The sequence below is a fragment of the Parasphingorhabdus sp. genome (assembly GCF_039977335.1).
In the GTDB taxonomy this organism is placed as follows: domain Bacteria; phylum Pseudomonadota; class Alphaproteobacteria; order Sphingomonadales; family Sphingomonadaceae; genus Parasphingorhabdus.
This window is the reverse complement of sequence record NZ_JBDWDI010000001.1, coordinates 739,533-756,457: the sequence shown is the minus strand read 5'-3', so window position 1 is coordinate 756,457 and position 16,925 is coordinate 739,533. Positions and strand designations below refer to the sequence as shown.

13 protein-coding genes are annotated in these 16,925 nt (G+C 54.1%); 10 read left to right on the top strand and 3 right to left on the bottom strand.

Translation table 11 applies throughout. The features are described from left to right. Positions 1-16 precede the first annotated feature (16 nt). Positions 17-1,084 (top strand): DUF2332 domain-containing protein, encoded by a 1,068-nt coding sequence (locus tag ABJM21_RS03510; RefSeq protein ID WP_348302783.1) that lies wholly within the window; start codon positions 17-19, stop codon positions 1,082-1,084. Between the two features lie 173 nt (positions 1,085-1,257). Here ABJM21_RS03510 and ABJM21_RS03505 read toward each other — a convergent pair whose 3' ends face one another. Genes ABJM21_RS03505 through ABJM21_RS03495 form a run of 3 tightly spaced genes read right to left on the bottom strand, consistent with a single transcriptional unit; the run spans position 1,258 to position 2,287 of the window. Then, on the bottom strand, positions 1,258-1,626 hold the full coding sequence (locus ABJM21_RS03505; protein WP_348302784.1) for a cupin domain-containing protein: 369 nt from the start codon (positions 1,624-1,626) through the stop codon (positions 1,258-1,260). After that, the gene (locus ABJM21_RS03500) at positions 1,623-2,006 is read right to left on the bottom strand and encodes an NUDIX domain-containing protein (protein WP_348302785.1); all 384 of its coding nucleotides are present in this window, start codon (positions 2,004-2,006) and stop codon (positions 1,623-1,625) included. The genes ABJM21_RS03505 and ABJM21_RS03500 overlap by 4 nt, the downstream gene beginning before the upstream one ends. After that, on the bottom strand, positions 2,003-2,287 hold the full coding sequence (locus tag ABJM21_RS03495; protein ID WP_348302786.1) for a BolA family protein: 285 nt from the start codon (positions 2,285-2,287) through the stop codon (positions 2,003-2,005). Before ABJM21_RS03495 ends, ABJM21_RS03500 begins: the two co-directional genes overlap by 4 nt. A gap of 67 nt (positions 2,288-2,354) precedes the next feature. On the opposite strand from ABJM21_RS03495, the gene ABJM21_RS03490 reads away from it, so the two are divergent. The 9 genes from ABJM21_RS03490 to ABJM21_RS03450 all read left to right on the top strand — a co-directional run bounded on the left by ABJM21_RS03490 (position 2,355) and on the right by ABJM21_RS03450 (position 16,913). Beyond that, positions 2,355-2,957: a J domain-containing protein gene (locus ABJM21_RS03490; protein WP_348302787.1), complete on the top strand. Its 603-nt coding sequence runs from the start codon at positions 2,355-2,357 to the stop codon at positions 2,955-2,957. A gap of 53 nt (positions 2,958-3,010) precedes the next feature. Continuing rightward, positions 3,011-4,000 carry a cobaltochelatase subunit CobS gene (gene cobS, locus ABJM21_RS03485; protein WP_348302788.1) on the top strand — a complete coding sequence of 330 codons (990 nt, stop codon included), beginning with the start codon at positions 3,011-3,013 and terminating at the stop codon, positions 3,998-4,000. A gap of 126 nt (positions 4,001-4,126) precedes the next feature. Next, positions 4,127-6,247 (top strand): transglycosylase domain-containing protein, encoded by a 2,121-nt coding sequence (locus ABJM21_RS03480; protein ID WP_348302789.1) that lies wholly within the window; start codon positions 4,127-4,129, stop codon positions 6,245-6,247. 81 nt (positions 6,248-6,328) lie between these two features. Next, a complete protein-coding gene (gene cobT, locus ABJM21_RS03475) occupies positions 6,329-8,158 on the top strand; it encodes a cobaltochelatase subunit CobT (RefSeq protein ID WP_348302790.1) in 1,830 nt (609 codons plus the stop codon). Continuing rightward, complete coding sequence (locus ABJM21_RS03470; RefSeq protein ID WP_348302791.1) at positions 8,155-8,826, top strand: nitroreductase; 672 nt, start codon at positions 8,155-8,157, stop codon at positions 8,824-8,826. Before cobT ends, ABJM21_RS03470 begins: the two co-directional genes overlap by 4 nt. 206 nt (positions 8,827-9,032) lie before the next feature. Then, positions 9,033-12,173 (top strand): CHAT domain-containing tetratricopeptide repeat protein, encoded by a 3,141-nt coding sequence (locus ABJM21_RS03465; RefSeq protein ID WP_348302792.1) that lies wholly within the window; start codon positions 9,033-9,035, stop codon positions 12,171-12,173. Continuing rightward, positions 12,173-14,227 carry an adenylate/guanylate cyclase domain-containing protein gene (locus ABJM21_RS03460; RefSeq protein WP_348302793.1) on the top strand — a complete coding sequence of 685 codons (2,055 nt, stop codon included), beginning with the start codon at positions 12,173-12,175 and terminating at the stop codon, positions 14,225-14,227. The genes ABJM21_RS03465 and ABJM21_RS03460 overlap by 1 nt, the downstream gene beginning before the upstream one ends. Next, positions 14,202-15,017, top strand: a complete 816-nt coding sequence (locus tag ABJM21_RS03455; RefSeq protein ID WP_348302794.1) for a hypothetical protein — start codon at positions 14,202-14,204, stop codon at positions 15,015-15,017. Before ABJM21_RS03460 ends, ABJM21_RS03455 begins: the two co-directional genes overlap by 26 nt. A 198-nt stretch (positions 15,018-15,215) precedes the next feature. Continuing rightward, the gene (locus ABJM21_RS03450; RefSeq protein ID WP_348371383.1) at positions 15,216-16,913 is read left to right on the top strand and encodes a ShlB/FhaC/HecB family hemolysin secretion/activation protein; all 1,698 of its coding nucleotides are present in this window, start codon (positions 15,216-15,218) and stop codon (positions 16,911-16,913) included. Positions 16,914-16,925 lie beyond the last annotated feature (12 nt).

The following is a 16,925-nucleotide window of genomic DNA, read 5'->3' as shown; positions in this document are numbered from 1 at the left end:
CACCGGAAAGGGCAATATGTCTCACCAGCAAAAGATACAGGACGCCTTCACCAACCAGATCGAATATTGCCGGTCCAACGGCGCGCCGATTACCGGCCGCATTGTCGAGGCGATACTCGGGGCACTGGATGAAAACACCATATTGGGTCGCCGGGTGTTGGGATGGGAAGGCAATCCGCTGGCCGATGCCCTGCCCTTGCGGGTTGCGGGCGGCTTTCATGCGCTCCACCTCGCGGGCACACATGAACGACTTTCCGCCATCTATAATGGCGATGATCAAGCCGCCGCCGATGCAGAGCAGATCATATCCGAAACCATTGCCAGCGAGGAAGCAGCCTTGCTGCCTTGGCTGAATTCCCCACCCCAAACCAACGAGGCCGGGCGTTCCTCCTCTTATATCGCTGGATTGCTTTGGCTCACGGCACAGGGCCTGCCCCCACGCTACGAGCTGCTGGAAATTGGGTCCAGCGCTGGCCTCAACCTGATGATTGATCGCTATCACTATGACCTTAGCGGGGTTTCTGTCGGCCCCGATAATGCGCCTTTGTCCTTTGCGCCGGAATGGCAGGGACCCCCGCCGCCTGATGCGCCTTTCACCTTTGACTCGATCCGCGGCTGTGACATTGCGCCGGTTGATCTGGCCGATCCCGCGCAAGCCCGCCGCTTGACTGCCTATATCTGGCCAGAACATAAAGTCCGCTTCGAACGGATGAAGACCGCCATCGCGCTCGTCAACGACAAGGCGCCACGATTGGAAGGCGCCAGCGCCGATGACTGGATGATCGAGCAGCTCGCTCAGCCTCAAGAAGCGGGCGTCACCCGGGTCTTGGTTCACTCCATCGTCTGGCAATATATACCCAAGGCCGGGCGTGATCGGATTAGCCTAGCGATGGAGGCCGCAGGCGTCAAAGCGACGGCAGAACGGCCGCTGGCATGGCTATCGCTGGAAGCCAATCGCGAGACTTATCGCCACGAGCTAATTGTCCGGCACTGGCCTCAAGAAGGTGGTGGTGGCGGTGAACCGGTCAAGCTTGGCGAAGCCCATGCCCATGGAGCTTGGGTAAAGTGGCTCGGGACGCACTAATGACCCGTCTGATTTCGTTCAGGTTCAAGGCCGGTTAGATAAAGATTATACAGAACTTACACTGAATGGCGGTAAAAAATCTCTGCGAATCCTCTATGTTGATAGATAGTTTAAATGATAAAGCACAAGCCAGCCCCTGTAGGAAAGCGGAATTTATGCCAGTCGCCAGCCCGCTATAACCGATCCAAATCCGTCACCGTTTTTTCGGTCACAACATTGCCGGTATTCAGGATTGTTTTGGGTTCAAGCAGCAGCACATGACATTCGCCATCAAGACCCTCGGGTCGGTGCTCTACTCCGCGCGGAACAATGATAAATTCGCCCGGCCCGACATCGACATCGCCAGTGCGCAGGCCCATGCGCATGGTTCCCGCAATAACGAGGAACAGCTCATCCTCTTCCTCATGATGATGCCAGTCAAATTTACCTTCAAATTTCGCCAACTTCACTTGCGCATCGTTGATATCACCAGCGATTTTGGGAGACCAATGATCGGAGAAGGTTGCAAAGGCGTCCTTAAGATTGACCTTTTGGATTGTCATGATTGCTGACCTCGCTGCATTTCATCCACTAGAATTTTAATAGCCGGAGCCATTTTGTCTGTCTGCTGATAACCGATAAAGGCAACTTCCGATATCTCCGCCATCGGCTTAATATCACCAGTCCATCGCGCTCGATAACAATTCAGCTCCACATCACCATCCCGTCCCAAAGCTGGTCCAACGATGCGTCGATCAAATTTCATCGATTGCTCATCAATCGCAACGCCCAGCTCTTCATCGATTTCGCGTATAAGCGCCTGCTCGGCGGTTTCAACGGCTTCAATCGTTCCGCCGGGCAGATACCAAAGCGCATTGTTACGAACACGCACCAGCATGATTTGCTCGCCCTTCGTTTCCAAAAGGCAGGCACAGCGGATCACTCCCCCGGCACCGTCGCCTTGATCGCCATCGCGTGGACCTTGTCCCGCATCAAATCGCCGAGCGCCTTGTTGACCATCCGCTGCCGGTTGAGCCGCGATTGCCCTTCAAAGGCGGCGCAGGCGATTTCCACGGTGAAATGCGACTCTCCGCTGCCGTCATCACCGGCATGGCCATGATGTTGGGCGCTGTCGTTGATAACATTCAGCGACGCGGGCGATAGTGCCTCCAAGAGCCGTTTTTCGATTTCTGCGGCCACGGGGCCTTTTGATTCTGTTTCCATCATGCCTATATAGAGGCTTCACCAACATTTGCGAACCGCCTTCTCACCTATCAACCGGACACTATTCTTGCCTTCCTCCGATCCTCAAAAAAAGAAGCCAAACCGCTTTCATGGCCGCGTGGAAAGCAATGGCCAGACCTGTGCGATTGACGGATGTGAGCAAGATGGTGAATTTCGCGCACCGCCCATTTATGGCGCGCGCCATGGCTATGATGGTCCGGGTGAATATCGCTGGCTGTGTCTCGATCATGTCCGTGAATTTAATCAAGGCTATGATTATTTCGACGGCATGGATCAGGAACAGATTTTTGAAGCGCAGCATCCGATCCGCGGGTGGGACAGCAGTCGGCGAATCTATCAAACCGGACCAAGCGATGCACCGGCATGGAGTGATTTTACCGATCCACTAGATGCAATTGGTGCAAGATTTGCTGCCAGTGTTTCGCGGCCCCAAACACCAAGGCGCGCGATCAGCGCTGGCGACCGCAAGGCACTAAAGACGCTAGGGCTTGGTGAGGATGCAGAGCGCGGAGAAATCCGCAGGCGCTACTCCGAACTCGTTCGCAAATATCATCCTGACCGCAACGGCGGCAACAGAAGTCACGAGAAACAGTTGGCAAATGTTATCGCGGCCTATACGCAGCTTAAGGAATCACCGGATTTTAGATAGTGGCTCTGGCTTTTTGCATTTCATATTGAGGCCCGAGTTTTCAAAGGACAAACATGACTGACATACCAAATACCCATCCCGACGGCAGCGGCGAAACTGTTTTGGACGCACCGGACCAGACCGTTGATGCGCGGGAGATGTTTGGCATTGATCTGGACATGCAAATCCCGTCGTTCAGTGAAAAGGATGAGCGGGTTCCCGACCTCGATCCATCCTATGTCTTTGATCAGGATACGACCGCAGCGATACTCGCCGGTTTTGCGTTTAACCGCCGGGTGATGGTTCAAGGCTTTCACGGTACGGGTAAATCGACCCATATTGAACAGGTTGCTGCACGGCTCAACTGGCCCTGTATCCGTATCAACCTCGACGCGCATATCAGCCGTATCGATCTTGTCGGCCGTGACGCCATTGTTCTGAAAGATGGTCAGCAGGTCACAGAATTCCGTGAAGGTCTGCTGCCATGGGCGTTGCAGACACCTACCGCCTTGGTGTTTGACGAATATGATGCTGGCCGCCCCGACGTGATGTTCGTGATCCAGCGCGTTCTGGAGGCCGAGGGTAAGTTGACCCTGCTCGATCAGAACCGCGTCATCCGCCCGAATCCGAATTTCCGCCTGTTCGCGACTGCCAATACAGTCGGCCTTGGCGATACCAGTGGGCTGTATCACGGCACGCAACAGATTAACCAGGGCCAGATGGATCGCTGGAATATCGTCGTCACGCTCAATTATTTGCCCGCAGCAACCGAAGCAAAAGTCATTCTCTCCAAGGTTCCGGACACCGACGACAAGACGGTCGAGAATATGATCAAGGTTGCCGATCTGTCGCGTCAAGGCTTCGTGAACGGCGATATCTCGACCGTGATGAGCCCGCGGACTGTGATCAGTTGGGCCCAGAATGCCGCGATATTCAACAATGTCGGCTTTGCGTTCCGTCTAAGCTTCCTCAACAAATGCGATGAAGCCGAACGGATGCTGGTGGCCGAATATTATCAGCGCGTCTTTGGTGAAGATCTGCCGGAAAGTGTGGTTGGGGCCTAAACCGGCTTCATTTCGAGTTCACCCATTAACATCCATATGATTTTCTTCGACTCACGGAGGGATGGATAATGGGCGTTCAAAATTCTTTCTCGCATTTTGTGTATTACTAGTATAATACAGTAACTGATGCTGGATAAAACGTCTCCCCCCGATGCGCCCCGCCGCCGCTGGTATTGGCCTTTTGGCCGTAAAGCGCCCGTTGAGACTGTGTTTTACGAACCTTATGGCGACGCCTTGCCCCCGCATTTGCAGGACGAACCGCTTGCACCACTCAAAAAACCGCGCGGAAAATGGTGGTGGTTTAGTAGGGGCGTTGCCGCTGCACTGTTCCTCTTCATTCTTCTCATTGCTTGGCTGGCAATCACTGCGCCGCTGTCCAAATCTTTGCAGCCTATTGCACCGCCGCAGATCACCTTGTTGACCGCTGATGGCCAACCCATTGCGCGCAACGGCGCGGTGGTTGATGAGCCGGTCGAGATTGATAAATTGCCCGATCATGTCGTTGACGCCTTTCTGGCGATAGAAGACCGGCGTTTCTACTCCCATTGGGGCGTCGACCCGCGCGGCCTCGCCCGCGCAGCTTGGAGCAATGCAACGGGTAGCGGCATTACCCAGGGCGGCAGCACCATCACCCAACAGCTCGCCAAGCTTACTTTCCTGACACCGGAACGCAGCTTGACCCGCAAGGCCCGCGAAATGTTGATCGCGTTCTGGATGGAGGGGCGCTTGTCGAAAGACGAAATTCTTCAGCGCTATCTCTCCAACGTTTACTTTGGCGATAATGTCTACGGCCTGCGCGCAGCCTCGCTGCACTATTATTATCGCAAGCCTGAAAACCTGAAACCCGAACAAGCAATCATGCTGGCCGGACTGGTGCAGGCCCCTTCCCGCCTTGCTCCGACGCGTAACCCCAAGCTTGCCGCCAAACGCGCCAAGCTCGTGAAGTCAGCCATGGTCAATGGCGGTTTTCTAACGCAAGCAGAAGCCGACAAGCTACCCAACCCGGTGCTCGATGTACGGGCAAAAAATACGGTGCCAACCGGCACCTATTTTGCTGACTGGGCGATGCCGCGCGCGCGCGCTTTGTCAGAGATGAGCTATAGCAAGCTGACCTTCACTACCACGCTGGATTCCCGGCTGCAGAAAATTGCTAATAATGTTATCAATCGTGCACCCCTTGGCAAAGCACAGGTTGCGCTGGTGGCGATGCGGCCAGATGGCGAAGTCGTCGCGATGATTGGCGGACGTAATTACAAGAAATCGGCGTTTAACCGAGTGACGCAAGCCAAACGGCAACCCGGCTCGACTTTCAAGCTATTCGTCTGGCTTGCCGCATTGCGTGCCGACGTCCATCCGGATGACATGGTCGATGACAGCCCGATCACCAAGGGCGGTTACTTACCGAAAAACTCGGGAGAGAAATATCGCGGCGAGATCACACTGAAAGAGGCGTTCGCCAAATCCAGCAATGTCGCTGCCGTCCGCCTGTTCGGGCAAGTCGGCGACAAAGCCGTGATCCGAGAAGCCAGAAATCTCGGCGTCACATCAAAATTGGCTGAGGATGACCCCAGTCTAGCGCTCGGCACATCGACGATGACGCTTTTGGAACTGACCGCCGCCTATGCGGGCGTTGCTAGCAATAGTTGGCCAGTCAAAGCCTATGCCTTTAAAAAGAAGGAACAAAGCTGGGCAGAATGGCTGTTCGACTGGCCGGGACGCTATGGTGACAATACCCATGAACGGATGGAAGACATGCTGCGTGCTGCGGTCAACGAAGGCACCGGTCGCAATGCCCAGCTCGCTATTCCTAACTATGGTAAAACCGGCACCAGCCAGAATAATCGCGACGCGCTGTTTGTCGGCTATGCGGAGGATTTGGTCGTCGGCGTGTGGGTCGGCAATGATGACAATAGCCCGCTAAAAGGCGTGAATGGCGGCGGCGTTCCGGCCCGTATCTGGCGCGATTTCATGAGCCAGGCGGTCAAAGGCGCTGGCCCAGTGAGCAAGCCAAAACCAGCCCAGAAACCGGATCCTGATGGGCCGATCAAGCCATTGGACGTGCCGGATATAGAGGACCTGGAGGACGTGCCGATCGATCTTGGCGAGTCCGAAATCCGCATAAACGGCGGTGATAGTGTCTCCATTTCTACGGAAATTGGAGGAATCCCGGTCGATTTGCGCCTTGATAATGATGGTGTCGCCATTGAGAGCAGGCGCGAAGAAGCACCTGCCGCTACGGATCGCTAGGCACCGACTATATCCCTAGCAAAAAGGTGGAATTTTGCCCTTTGATTCCCCTCCAGATTCCGCTTATGGCTATCTTCCTCTATGGCAGACCGTTCCAAACTTGATGATCTGAAAGACGTGCTTGGCGGGACCGCGCGCGCGATGTCCCATGAACCCGAGGTAGAACTGGCTTATACCGCCGAAGCGCCCTCGCAATCGGGGGAGCATCTTAAGGTACCGATGCCCGCCCGCGATCTCCCGCCTGATCAGGTGGCACAAGCCCGCGGTTTTGCCGACAGTTTTGCACTGAAACTACGCTATCATGACGAGGGTCGTCACCGGAAAAATGCGCCGCAAGAGGCGATTGCCCGCGCCTGTTTCGATGCGCTCGAACAGGTTCGTACCGATGCGCTCGGCTCTCGGAATATGAAGGGAGTCAACGGCAATCTCGATGCCGCGCTGGAAATGCGGATGCGCTCTGACCCGATATCGCGCGCACAGAATCGCGACGAAGTACCTATCTCGACCGCCCTAGCCTTGTTGGCGCGAGAAAAACTGACTGGTGAAGCGCCGCCCGAATCAACCCTGAAGGGCGTCGATATGCTCCGCGAGTGGATTGAGGAAGGCGCGGGCGCTGATCTGGATGGTCTTAACCTGACGCTCGATGATCAGGACAGTTTTGCGAAACTCTCGACCCAGCTGCTCGAACATCTCGACCTGATCAAAAGCGATGATGAAAATTCTGAAGCAGACGATAGTGACGATGATTCCGACGAAGACAGCGACGATCAGGAAGATGATGGCGCAGATGATGAAGCCACTGGCGATCAGGGCCAGCAGGACATGCGCTCCGAACAATCCGAGGATGATGCGCAGGAAAGCGAAAGCGAGTTAAACGCCGACGATCTTGAAGAGGGCGCTGAAGAGGAAATGGGTGATGCCGGTGACGATGGCATGATGCCGGTCCGGCCTAACCGCCCGATGTCCGATCTACCGCCCGGCTTTGACTATGCGCCGTGGACAGAAAAATACGATGAAATTATCAGCGCCACCGAATTGTGCGATGAGGAAGAACTCACCCGGCTGCGCGCATTTCTCGATCAGCAACTGACCAACTTGCAGGGCGCTGTTACAAAACTCGCTAACCGCCTGCAACGCCGCTTGATGGCGCAGCAAAACCGCAGCTGGGACTTTGATCAGGAAGAAGGCATGCTGGATGCGGCTCGCCTCGCCCGCGTCGTTAGCAATCCAGCGCACAGCCTGTCCTATAAGATCGAACGCGAAACCGACTTCCGTGATACCGTGGTAACGTTGCTGATCGATAATTCAGGCTCAATGCGTGGACGCCCGATCAGTATTGCCGCGATCAGTGCCGATATCATGGCACGCACTCTCGAACGCTGCGGCGTCAAGACCGAGATACTGGGCTTTACCACGCGCGCATGGAAAGGCGGTCAGTGCCGCGAAAGCTGGCTCGCGGCGGATCGTCCTGCCAATCCGGGACGGCTCAATGATTTGCGCCATATCATCTATAAACAGGCGGATGAGCCATGGCGGCGCGCGCGCAAAAATCTTGGTTTGATGATGCGCGAAGGGTTGCTGAAAGAAAATATCGATGGCGAGGCTTTGCTTTGGGCGCATAGCCGCCTGATTGCCCGGCCCGAAGAACGCCGCATATTGATGGTAATTTCCGATGGTGCGCCGGTGGATGACTCAACCCTTTCGGTGAACCATGGTGCCTATCTCGAAAACCATTTGCGCAAGGTTATCGAATGGATCGAGGGGCGCTCTCCAGTACAACTGGTCGCTATTGGCATCGGCCATGATGTAACCCGCTATTATAAACGCGCCGTCACCATTATGGACGCGGAGCAATTGGGCGGGACAATGGTCGAACAACTCGCTGGTCTTTTCGATGAGGAAACAAAATGAACGTAACCGAAGCTGTTAAGTCCCGCCGTTCCGTCCGCCAATTTCTCGATAAGCCCGTTGATCAAAAAACCCTTCAGAAAATACTCGAAACTGCAGCTAGGTCGCCATCTGGCGGGAACACGCAACCATGGAATGCGGTTGTTGTTGGCGGGGATGAGCTGACCCGTATTGCAGATGCCGTCAAAGCCAAAGTTCCTAGCGCACCTGCGGGTGAGAATATGGAATATGATATTTATCCCAAAGACCTGGAGGGGCGCTACGAGGAACAACGCAAAGGCGTCGGCAAAGCGATGTTCAATTCTCTAAAAATCCCCAGGGAAGATGGCGGCGCGCGGATCAAACAGATGATGGCCAACTGGGACAGCTTTGGCGCACCTGTGCAGCTGTTCACCTATACCCCCAAATATATGGGGCCGCCGCAATGGTCGGATATGGGCATGTGGCTGCAAACTGTCATGCTGCTGCTCCGCGAAGAAGGCCTGGACAGCTGCCCGCAGGAAATATGGGCCATGTATGGTACCTATATGCGCGAGCTGCTGGGCATTGACGATGACCATATCTTTTTCTGCGGCATGGCCATTGGCTATCGTGATCCCGATGCGCCGATTAACAACTTCGATGTCCCACGTGTATCGCTGGACGAAGTTGTAAAATTTCAGGGTTTTTAAATCATCTAACCATCTGAAAATATTGATTTTTGTCTTTTAGGTGTTTCAAATGGTGACAATTGTCACCTCATTTACACCACTGTGTCCATTAAATCCTATGCCAGACTCGGAAACGTCGCTTATGGATGTTCCTGAGGGTTTTCGGGTCGCAATTTGAGTAACTTAGCCGACGGGCATAAGTTGCCATGGGGTATTGTGGGGAATATATGATCGGTCCGGGTGAATTTCGTTTGCCGCTAATGGCATTGCTACCAATTTTGGCAGCTTCTTCTTCTCTTGCTCATGCGCAAGGGATGCCGGTTTCATTGCGCGACAGCTTTCCGATTGGATCGGGTGATGGAACGCTTTGTCAGGTTCAGGACAGAAGCCTTGAGAACAAAGCAAAACAGAGCATTTTTGACCGCAGCTGGGCAGTCGTATGCCGCGATTCCGCCCGTCCCGTAGGTTATGTCTATGCCTTCCGCGCGCCAGAAGACGATGTCTTGCAGCGCATAGCTCCGCATCGCAATGATGCAGTTTCCTGCCCTGACCAATCCCAGCAGGCCGTTATTGGCGGCATGAATCGCATCACGTGCAAGCTTTCCGAAGAGCCAGTTGCCTATTCGATATTCCAAGAGCAGCGCGGAAACGTCTCCTATGTTGCAGAAGGCCTGACGGTCTATGACAGCGCAACCACGCTCGCACTGAAATCCATCATTTCCGACAAGATTGTCAAAGGCAAAATCGATGTTGCCTCGACCTCTATTGAAGATCCCTTCGCTTTTGCTCGGGTGCAGGCATTGACGCTGAAACCCGATCAAGCGCTGGCAGAGGGCTATCGCCGAAATTTGAGCGGCGACTATGCCGAGGCGGCAGCTTTTTTTGAAACCTTGCAACAACGGACAGCAGGCCTTGAAGACGTTGATATCAATCCCCAAGAATATTTCATCAACCGTGCTTTGCAAAAATCAAATCTTGGAGAATTTGCTGAAGCTGATGAGCTGTTTCGCGAAGCAACATCGGTTGATTCCGGCAGCGTTGTAAACCAGAAATTACTGCGCAATTTCGAAGCCATGCATCTGCTAAATCAGGGGCGTTATGAAGAGGCAGTCGCGCGGGTCAACTTACCGATCGCGGCGGATGCTTTACAAAAGGATTCATTGACCAAAGGCCTCACCATCACGCAGCCGATCGCGATGCGGCTCAATGGCGATGACAAGACAGCTAATCTGCTGGGTCTGAATGATGAACTGAAACTCACTGCAGCAGAGCGCGGACAGATTATCGATGCGCAAGCCCTGCAGCTTATTGGAACAGCTCAGCGGATCAGAGGTGATGCCGCCGAAGCTCAGAAATCTCTCACCACCTCTTATAATCAGGCAGTTGCGGTGCGTGACGGCCGCGTGACATCAATTACTCGCCTGCGCACACAGATATTGTCGGAACTGGCACTGATCGCGGAATCGCAGGGCGAATTTGCCAATGCAGAACAACTGTTGCGCAACGGCCTCGAATTGGTTGAGCTACAATATCCTGAAACCAGGGCCGTCAATGGCGCAAAGGCAAAGCTAGCAAGCTATTTGCTACGCCAAGGCAAGCCAAGCGAAGCCCGGCAATATTACCGGGAAGTGGTCGACAATACGATTGGCAAACGCAGCGCCGTGACAGGTATTGCTAATCAATTGGCTCCCTATTTCGAACTCATGACAGAGGATCCAGGTGCCGCTGCGGAGTTTTTCAAAGCCTCCCAAATTCTCGTAAGACCAGGTGTTGCCGAAACCCAAGCTGTTTTATCACGGGAGTTAAGAGGCGGCACTGACGAGGCGTCCCGATTGTTCCGCCAGTCTGCCAATCTCGACCGCAGCATCGAACGCTTGCGCATGCGTTTTACCGCCTTGGGCAAGGTCGAGCAAACGACGACAACGCGGCAACGGCGCAGCGACCTTGCCGCCGAGATCGAAGAATTGGAACGGAGCCAACAGCTAACCATTGTTAGTCTGGCACAATATCCGCAATATCGCGCGGTCGCGGACAGTTCGATCGCACTGGAAGATTTGCGGTCCAGCATGACCGACAATGAAGCCTATTTGCGTATGGCAATTGTCGGAAATGATGTTTTCATTTTCTACACCGAGAAAGATTTCGCTACCACTTACAAAAGCTCTCTCACCGCCAATGCGCTCGATGAGAAAGTGGATGTGCTGCGGGCATCCATTTCGGCTTTTGAAAATGGCCAATATGTGACCTACCCCTTTGACGTCGAGACATCACGCAGCCTTTTTAAGGATCTGATGGAACCGATATCGGAACGATTGACGGCAAAAAGCCATCTTATATTTGAGCCAGATGGAGCGATGTTGCGCTTGCCGATAAATTTGTTTGTCGTCGATGATGCGTCCGTCGCTGAGTATCTGGAGCGGGTAGAGCAACCAGACGGCGATCCCTTTGACTATACCGGCATGCGCTGGCTCGGCACGGATACCAATATCAGCACAGCTGTATCGGCACGCGGATTTGCCGATGCCCGCAAATCGCCCAGTTCCAAAGCCTCCCGGCAATATCTCGGCCTTGGTAATAACCAACCGGTGGCGGCTGCTACCGGTGCGAGCGGCGTTCGTGCTTCCACCAGTGGTGTCGACGCACAGTGCAACTGGGCACTAAACGAATGGAACAATCCGATTTCCGATGCCGAGCTGGTTCAAGCGCGTTCGATCATCGGCCAAGGTGGCTCGGAGATACTCACCGGCGCAGCTTTTTCGGACGACAAGATATTAGCGAAGTCCGATATTTCTGATTATCGCATTCTGCATTTCGCGACCCACGGCCTGGTCACGGCGCCCAAGCCATCTTGTCCTGCCAAACCTGCTTTGCTTACGTCTTTTGGCGGTGAGAAATCAGATGGCTTGCTTGCCTTTGACGAAATTTTCGACATGAAACTGGATGCTGATATCGTTATCCTTTCAGCCTGCGATACGGCTGGTAAAGCCAGCATCAGGGCGACCCGCGAAGCTGGTGTCAGCAGCGGCGGCGGCACTGCATTGGACGGCCTCGTACGGTCCTTCATAGGCGCAGGCAGCCGCTCTGTGCTCGCCAGCCATTGGCCGGCACCTGATGATTTTCAGGCAACCGAGCGCCTTATTGGCGGCCTGTTCTCAAAAGGAAAAGGCCAGTCTGTCGCTTCGGCACTGCGGACTTCACAGAAAGAATTGATGGACGATCCCATAACATCCCATCCCTACTATTGGTCCGGTTTCGCCATTATCGGCGATGGATCACGGCCTTTCTTGCTCGATGGGTCGCCGGATGGCCAAAGTGCGGATGCGGCTACAACCGACAGTCCTGAAATGACGGTATCAGCTTTGAAATAGTGACAAGCACAGCAAACCCAAACGACCCGGCACTATCAGGCCGTGATGTCAAAGCGGAAGCGCGAGGCGTATTGCAATCCATGCGCCGCTTGTTCGACCAGCTTGGTCCGATCCGTTTGGGCTCGACACTATTATTCCTCGTGCTTGCTCTTCTCATGGCCCGGTATAGCTGGACCACACCGCTAATCCAGGATGCCGAACGTGCGCTGTATGACATGCGCGCCTCAGTCTTCGCGCCGGAGGTCGAGAAAGAAGACCGGGTCGTGATGATCGTCTATAACGAGGATACGCTAAAGCTGACCGGTCAGCGCTCCCCGGTAGACCGAACGATCCTTGCCCAGGCGCTGGAAACCATTGATGCCGCCCAGCCGAAATCAATCGGCATAGATATTCTTTTCACCATGCCGCAGGATGATGACGAACTGCTGGTTTCGGCCTTCAAGCAACTCGAAACGCCGACCTATATTGCCTATGCTGATCCTAAATATAATCCGGAAATCGCCTTCGCCGAACATGAGTTTCTGAAATCTTTCCTAGACGAAGTTGAAGGCGACAAGCTGAAGCCGACAACCATCCGGCTCAATACCGATAGCGATGGCGTTCAGCGGCGCTGGACACCCCAAAACGCCGAAGCCCCGGAATTCATGGCCATGGCTCTCACCAAGCCCAACCCGAAATTCGCAGCAAATAATGGTGCCATACGTTATTTGGTGCCCTCAACCGCGGATATGCCGGTGTTCGATAAATTCCCCATCGAAAGCTTCGCTGATCCGGCTACCGCTGACATGTTGCAGTCTTTCATCAAGGATAAATATGTCCTCATCGGCGGCGATTTTGTCGATCGCGACCGGTTTGAAACGCCTATTGGGGTCATTACTGACTTACAGAGCGAAGACGGCAAAATGATCGGCCTGGAAGTGCACGCCCATATGCTAGCGCAGTTGCTCAATGATGATGTACCCGCGCTTATTCCCAGCTGGACATTATGGGTTGCAGCGCTGATCGTTGCGATATGTGGCGGACTTTCCGCGCTCATCATGGGCAATGCAGCCAAGGTCGGCGGTATATTGATCGGCCAGTTTGCCTTTTTCCTGGTTTTTCCCTTTGTCCTGCAGAATATTGGCATTGATACATTAACCCTGCCCGCTTTTGGATGGGCTCTAGGCTGGTTATTCGGCTATTCCTCTGTTGGATCGGCAGCAAGAACCATCAACTCCAAACAACGTGCTTTTGCGCAGGGCGCACTCGGCAAATATCTTCCGAAATCTATCGCCGGTGAAATTTTGCGGGATCCCGAGAAACTCTCTCTCCACGGCGAAAAACGTCAGATATTTGCCGTGTTCACCGATCTCGAAGGTTTTACCAAGTTGAGCCATGCCATCGAGCCGGAAATGGTGGCAACATTGCTCAACGATTATCTCGACCGGCTGAGTGAAGTCGCGCTCGAATATGGCGGAACCATCGACAAATTTGTCGGCGACGCGCTGGTGACTTTCTGGGGCGCACCGATTGCTTATCCTGATGATGGCGAACGCGCTGCCAAAGCCGCCTATGCCCTTTATCAGGCGGGTGAGGAATTTCGCAAAAACGTGCCCGAAGGCGTGCCGCCTATCGGCCGGACACGGGTAGGTATGCACTATGGCGATGCGATTGTCGGTAATTTCGGAGGAGATGGCCGCATCCAATATACGGCGCTTGGCGACGCCATGAATACAGCGGCTCGGTTGGAAGCAGCCAACAAGACGCTGGAGACGAAAGTCCTGGTCAGCAGGGAAGCGATGGAGCGCACCGGTCTCGATTGGTACCGCCCCATGGGTAAGATCACGCTACGTGGTCGCTCTACCCCGGTAGAAGTTTTTGAACCGGTACCTGATTGGGAAGAAAAAGATCGTGCGGCAGTGACAGCCGTCATAGCGGCCCATCAAAAAGGTGATACTGATTATATTCAGGCACTTACCGCTATGGTGACGCAATATGGCGAAGATTTAGGCTTGGCCAATTTGCGAAAACGACTGGAAAAGACAGAGAATGGAGAAAGCTATGCACTCGGCTGATTTGAAATCACCCAGATATGGGAAGAAATTTGGAAATATAGGTAAAACTGCGTTTGGCGCGTTTTTGCTAGTGGGAATGACCGGTACGGCGATTGCCCAGAACATGGTCGTGCGTTCGACCGGACCATCTGCAAAATCCTATCCTGCTGGCAAGAAGTTATCCAACAATGCGAAGCTCACGCTCAAAAAACTGGACCGGGTCACAATTCTCGGCAAAGGCGGCACCCGCGTTATCAAGGGGCCAGGGACATTTTCCCTAAACAGCAGCAGGGCACGCCAATCGAACAGTTCAACCCGCCTCTCGAGCTTCATCAATAACCGCGGCAGCAGCCGGGCCAGAACCGGAGCTGTCCGCAGCGCCGGTGTCGTAGAAGCAAATGTTGCGCCCAGGAATCCTAATCTTTGGTATTTGGACGTGACCAAGGGCGGCAAATTCTGCGTTTCAGATGCCAACGCATTGGTGCTGTGGCGACCGGACTATACCGGATCAGCCACCGCCAGCATTGTCGAGCCAACCAACGGCGCTGTAACAGAAGTCGCTTGGCGCAAAGGCAATCCGCTGAAAAGCTGGCCGAAAGCGGAGGCACCGTTAACAGATGGTGCTAGCTATCGATTGATCGGATCAAATGTAGAAAAGTCTGTCGAAGTCAATTTTGTGATGCTGAATAAAGCACCCGAAAATCTTGACGAGGCGGCGACTGCTTTGATCGCCAATGGCTGTCAGAGCCAGCTCGATCTGTTGGTCGAAACACTCGATGATGGTTCATCAGCAAACGAAGAACAGAGTTAATTGAAAAGAAGGTTTCACGCCTCGAGGTGAGGGTCGTGGCGTGAAGCTAAAATATCATATTCCCGAACAGGGTCGCGCAGGGAATATGAAAAACCGGGGAAGAATATGTCGCGAGCGCGCGCAACAAGAAAACTAGCTTTATTGGTATCAGTACCAGTCATACTGGCTGCTCATAGTAGTTTATGGGCACAATCATCTGTGGCTGCTCCGACGCGAGAAGAAATTCAGCGGGGCTTGCTGGGCGAGGCCGAGAAAGGCCAACCGCAACCGCTTACGGTAGAGGGCGGTATCGAGCGATCGGCTTGTCCGCTCGCCAGCCCGGAATTTGCTGATGTCAAATTCACATTGCAATCCGTTGATTTCAGCGGATTGGGTATAGTCGATGCATCGATATTACGATCTGCCTATACCGGCTATATCGACCAAGAAGTCTCAGTCGCCGTGGTTTGCGAAATTCGCGATCGCGCCGCGACTATCTTGCGCGGTGCTGGCTATCTTGCCGCAGTACAGGTCCCGCCACAGACAATTGATGGCGGCAATGTAAAGTTTGATGTGCTCCTTGCGCGTATGACATCCGTGCAAGTGCGCGGGGATGCCGGACCATCTGAAAAACTGCTGAAGCAGTATATTGATCAACTGACCAACGAGCCAGTTTTCAATATTGATGTGGCGGAACGCTATTTGCTGCTTGCTCGGGATATTCCCGGGCTTGATGTGCGCTTGTCGCTGCGTCCTGTTACGTCCGGTGCCGATGGCCGGCCGGGTGATGTGATTGGCGAATTTAACGTGGTCCGTACACCCGTATATGTCGATGCCAATATACAGAATTTCGGTTCCAAACAGGTTGGGCGTTTTGGCGGGCTGGTGCGTGCGCGGTTTAATGGCATTACCGGCCTTGGCGATGAAACGACGATCAGTGCCTATTCCACCGCTGACTTTAGCGAACAACAGGTTCTACAAGCCGGTCATGAATTTCGGGTCGGGGGCGAAGGCCTGCGTTTTGGTGCCAATTTCACCTATGCTTGGACCGATCCCGAGATAGCCAACAATTTTGATATTGAATCCGAAACCTTGGTGGCGGGTGTTTACGCCACATATCCGTTCATCCGCAAACAGACCCGCAACCTGTTTGGGACAATCGGCTTTGAATATATTGACCAGAAGACCGAAATTCTGGGCACACGTACGAATGAGGATGACCTTAGCATCGCCTATGCTCGCCTGGACTTCAGCGAAATTGAGGCAGGTAGTATATCTGGTCGAGGTGGCTATTCCGCCTTCGAACCAAAATGGGCGATGGCAGGGTCACTGGAATTTCGCCAGGGATTGGGCATATTGGGCGCCAGCGAAGGTTGCGGACCAGCATTTGTCCGCTGCATTGGCCAGACCGTTATTCCAACACGAGCCGATGGCGATCCCACCGCATTTGTGATCCGCGGACAGGCGAAGCTCGACTATCGCCCTACCCCGCTGCTGGCTTTCACCCTGAAGCCGCGTTTTCAATATTCACCCGACGCTCTGTTTTCTTATGAAGAAATTTCAGGCGGCAATTACACAACCGGTCGCGGCTATGACCCAGGAACGATTATTGGCGACAGCGGCTACGGCCTGCAGACCGAGGTGAGCTATGGTTCCCTGATCCCGGATTCCCCTAATGGGACGGCCTGGCAGCCCTATGTCTATTTTGATGCGATGGCCGTTTGGAACAAAAATTTCCCCGACGATCCTCAAAAAATATACTCCGCTGGCGGCGGTATCCGCGCAACCATTGGCCGTCAGGCCAGCCTGGATGTGATGGCCGTAGTGCCGCTGAAACGCGGCCCCTTCCAAACCCGGCGAGACAGCGCGCGAGCTTTGATGACACTGACGGTGCAGCTCGCACCATGGTCGCGATAGGCAACAAGGCGG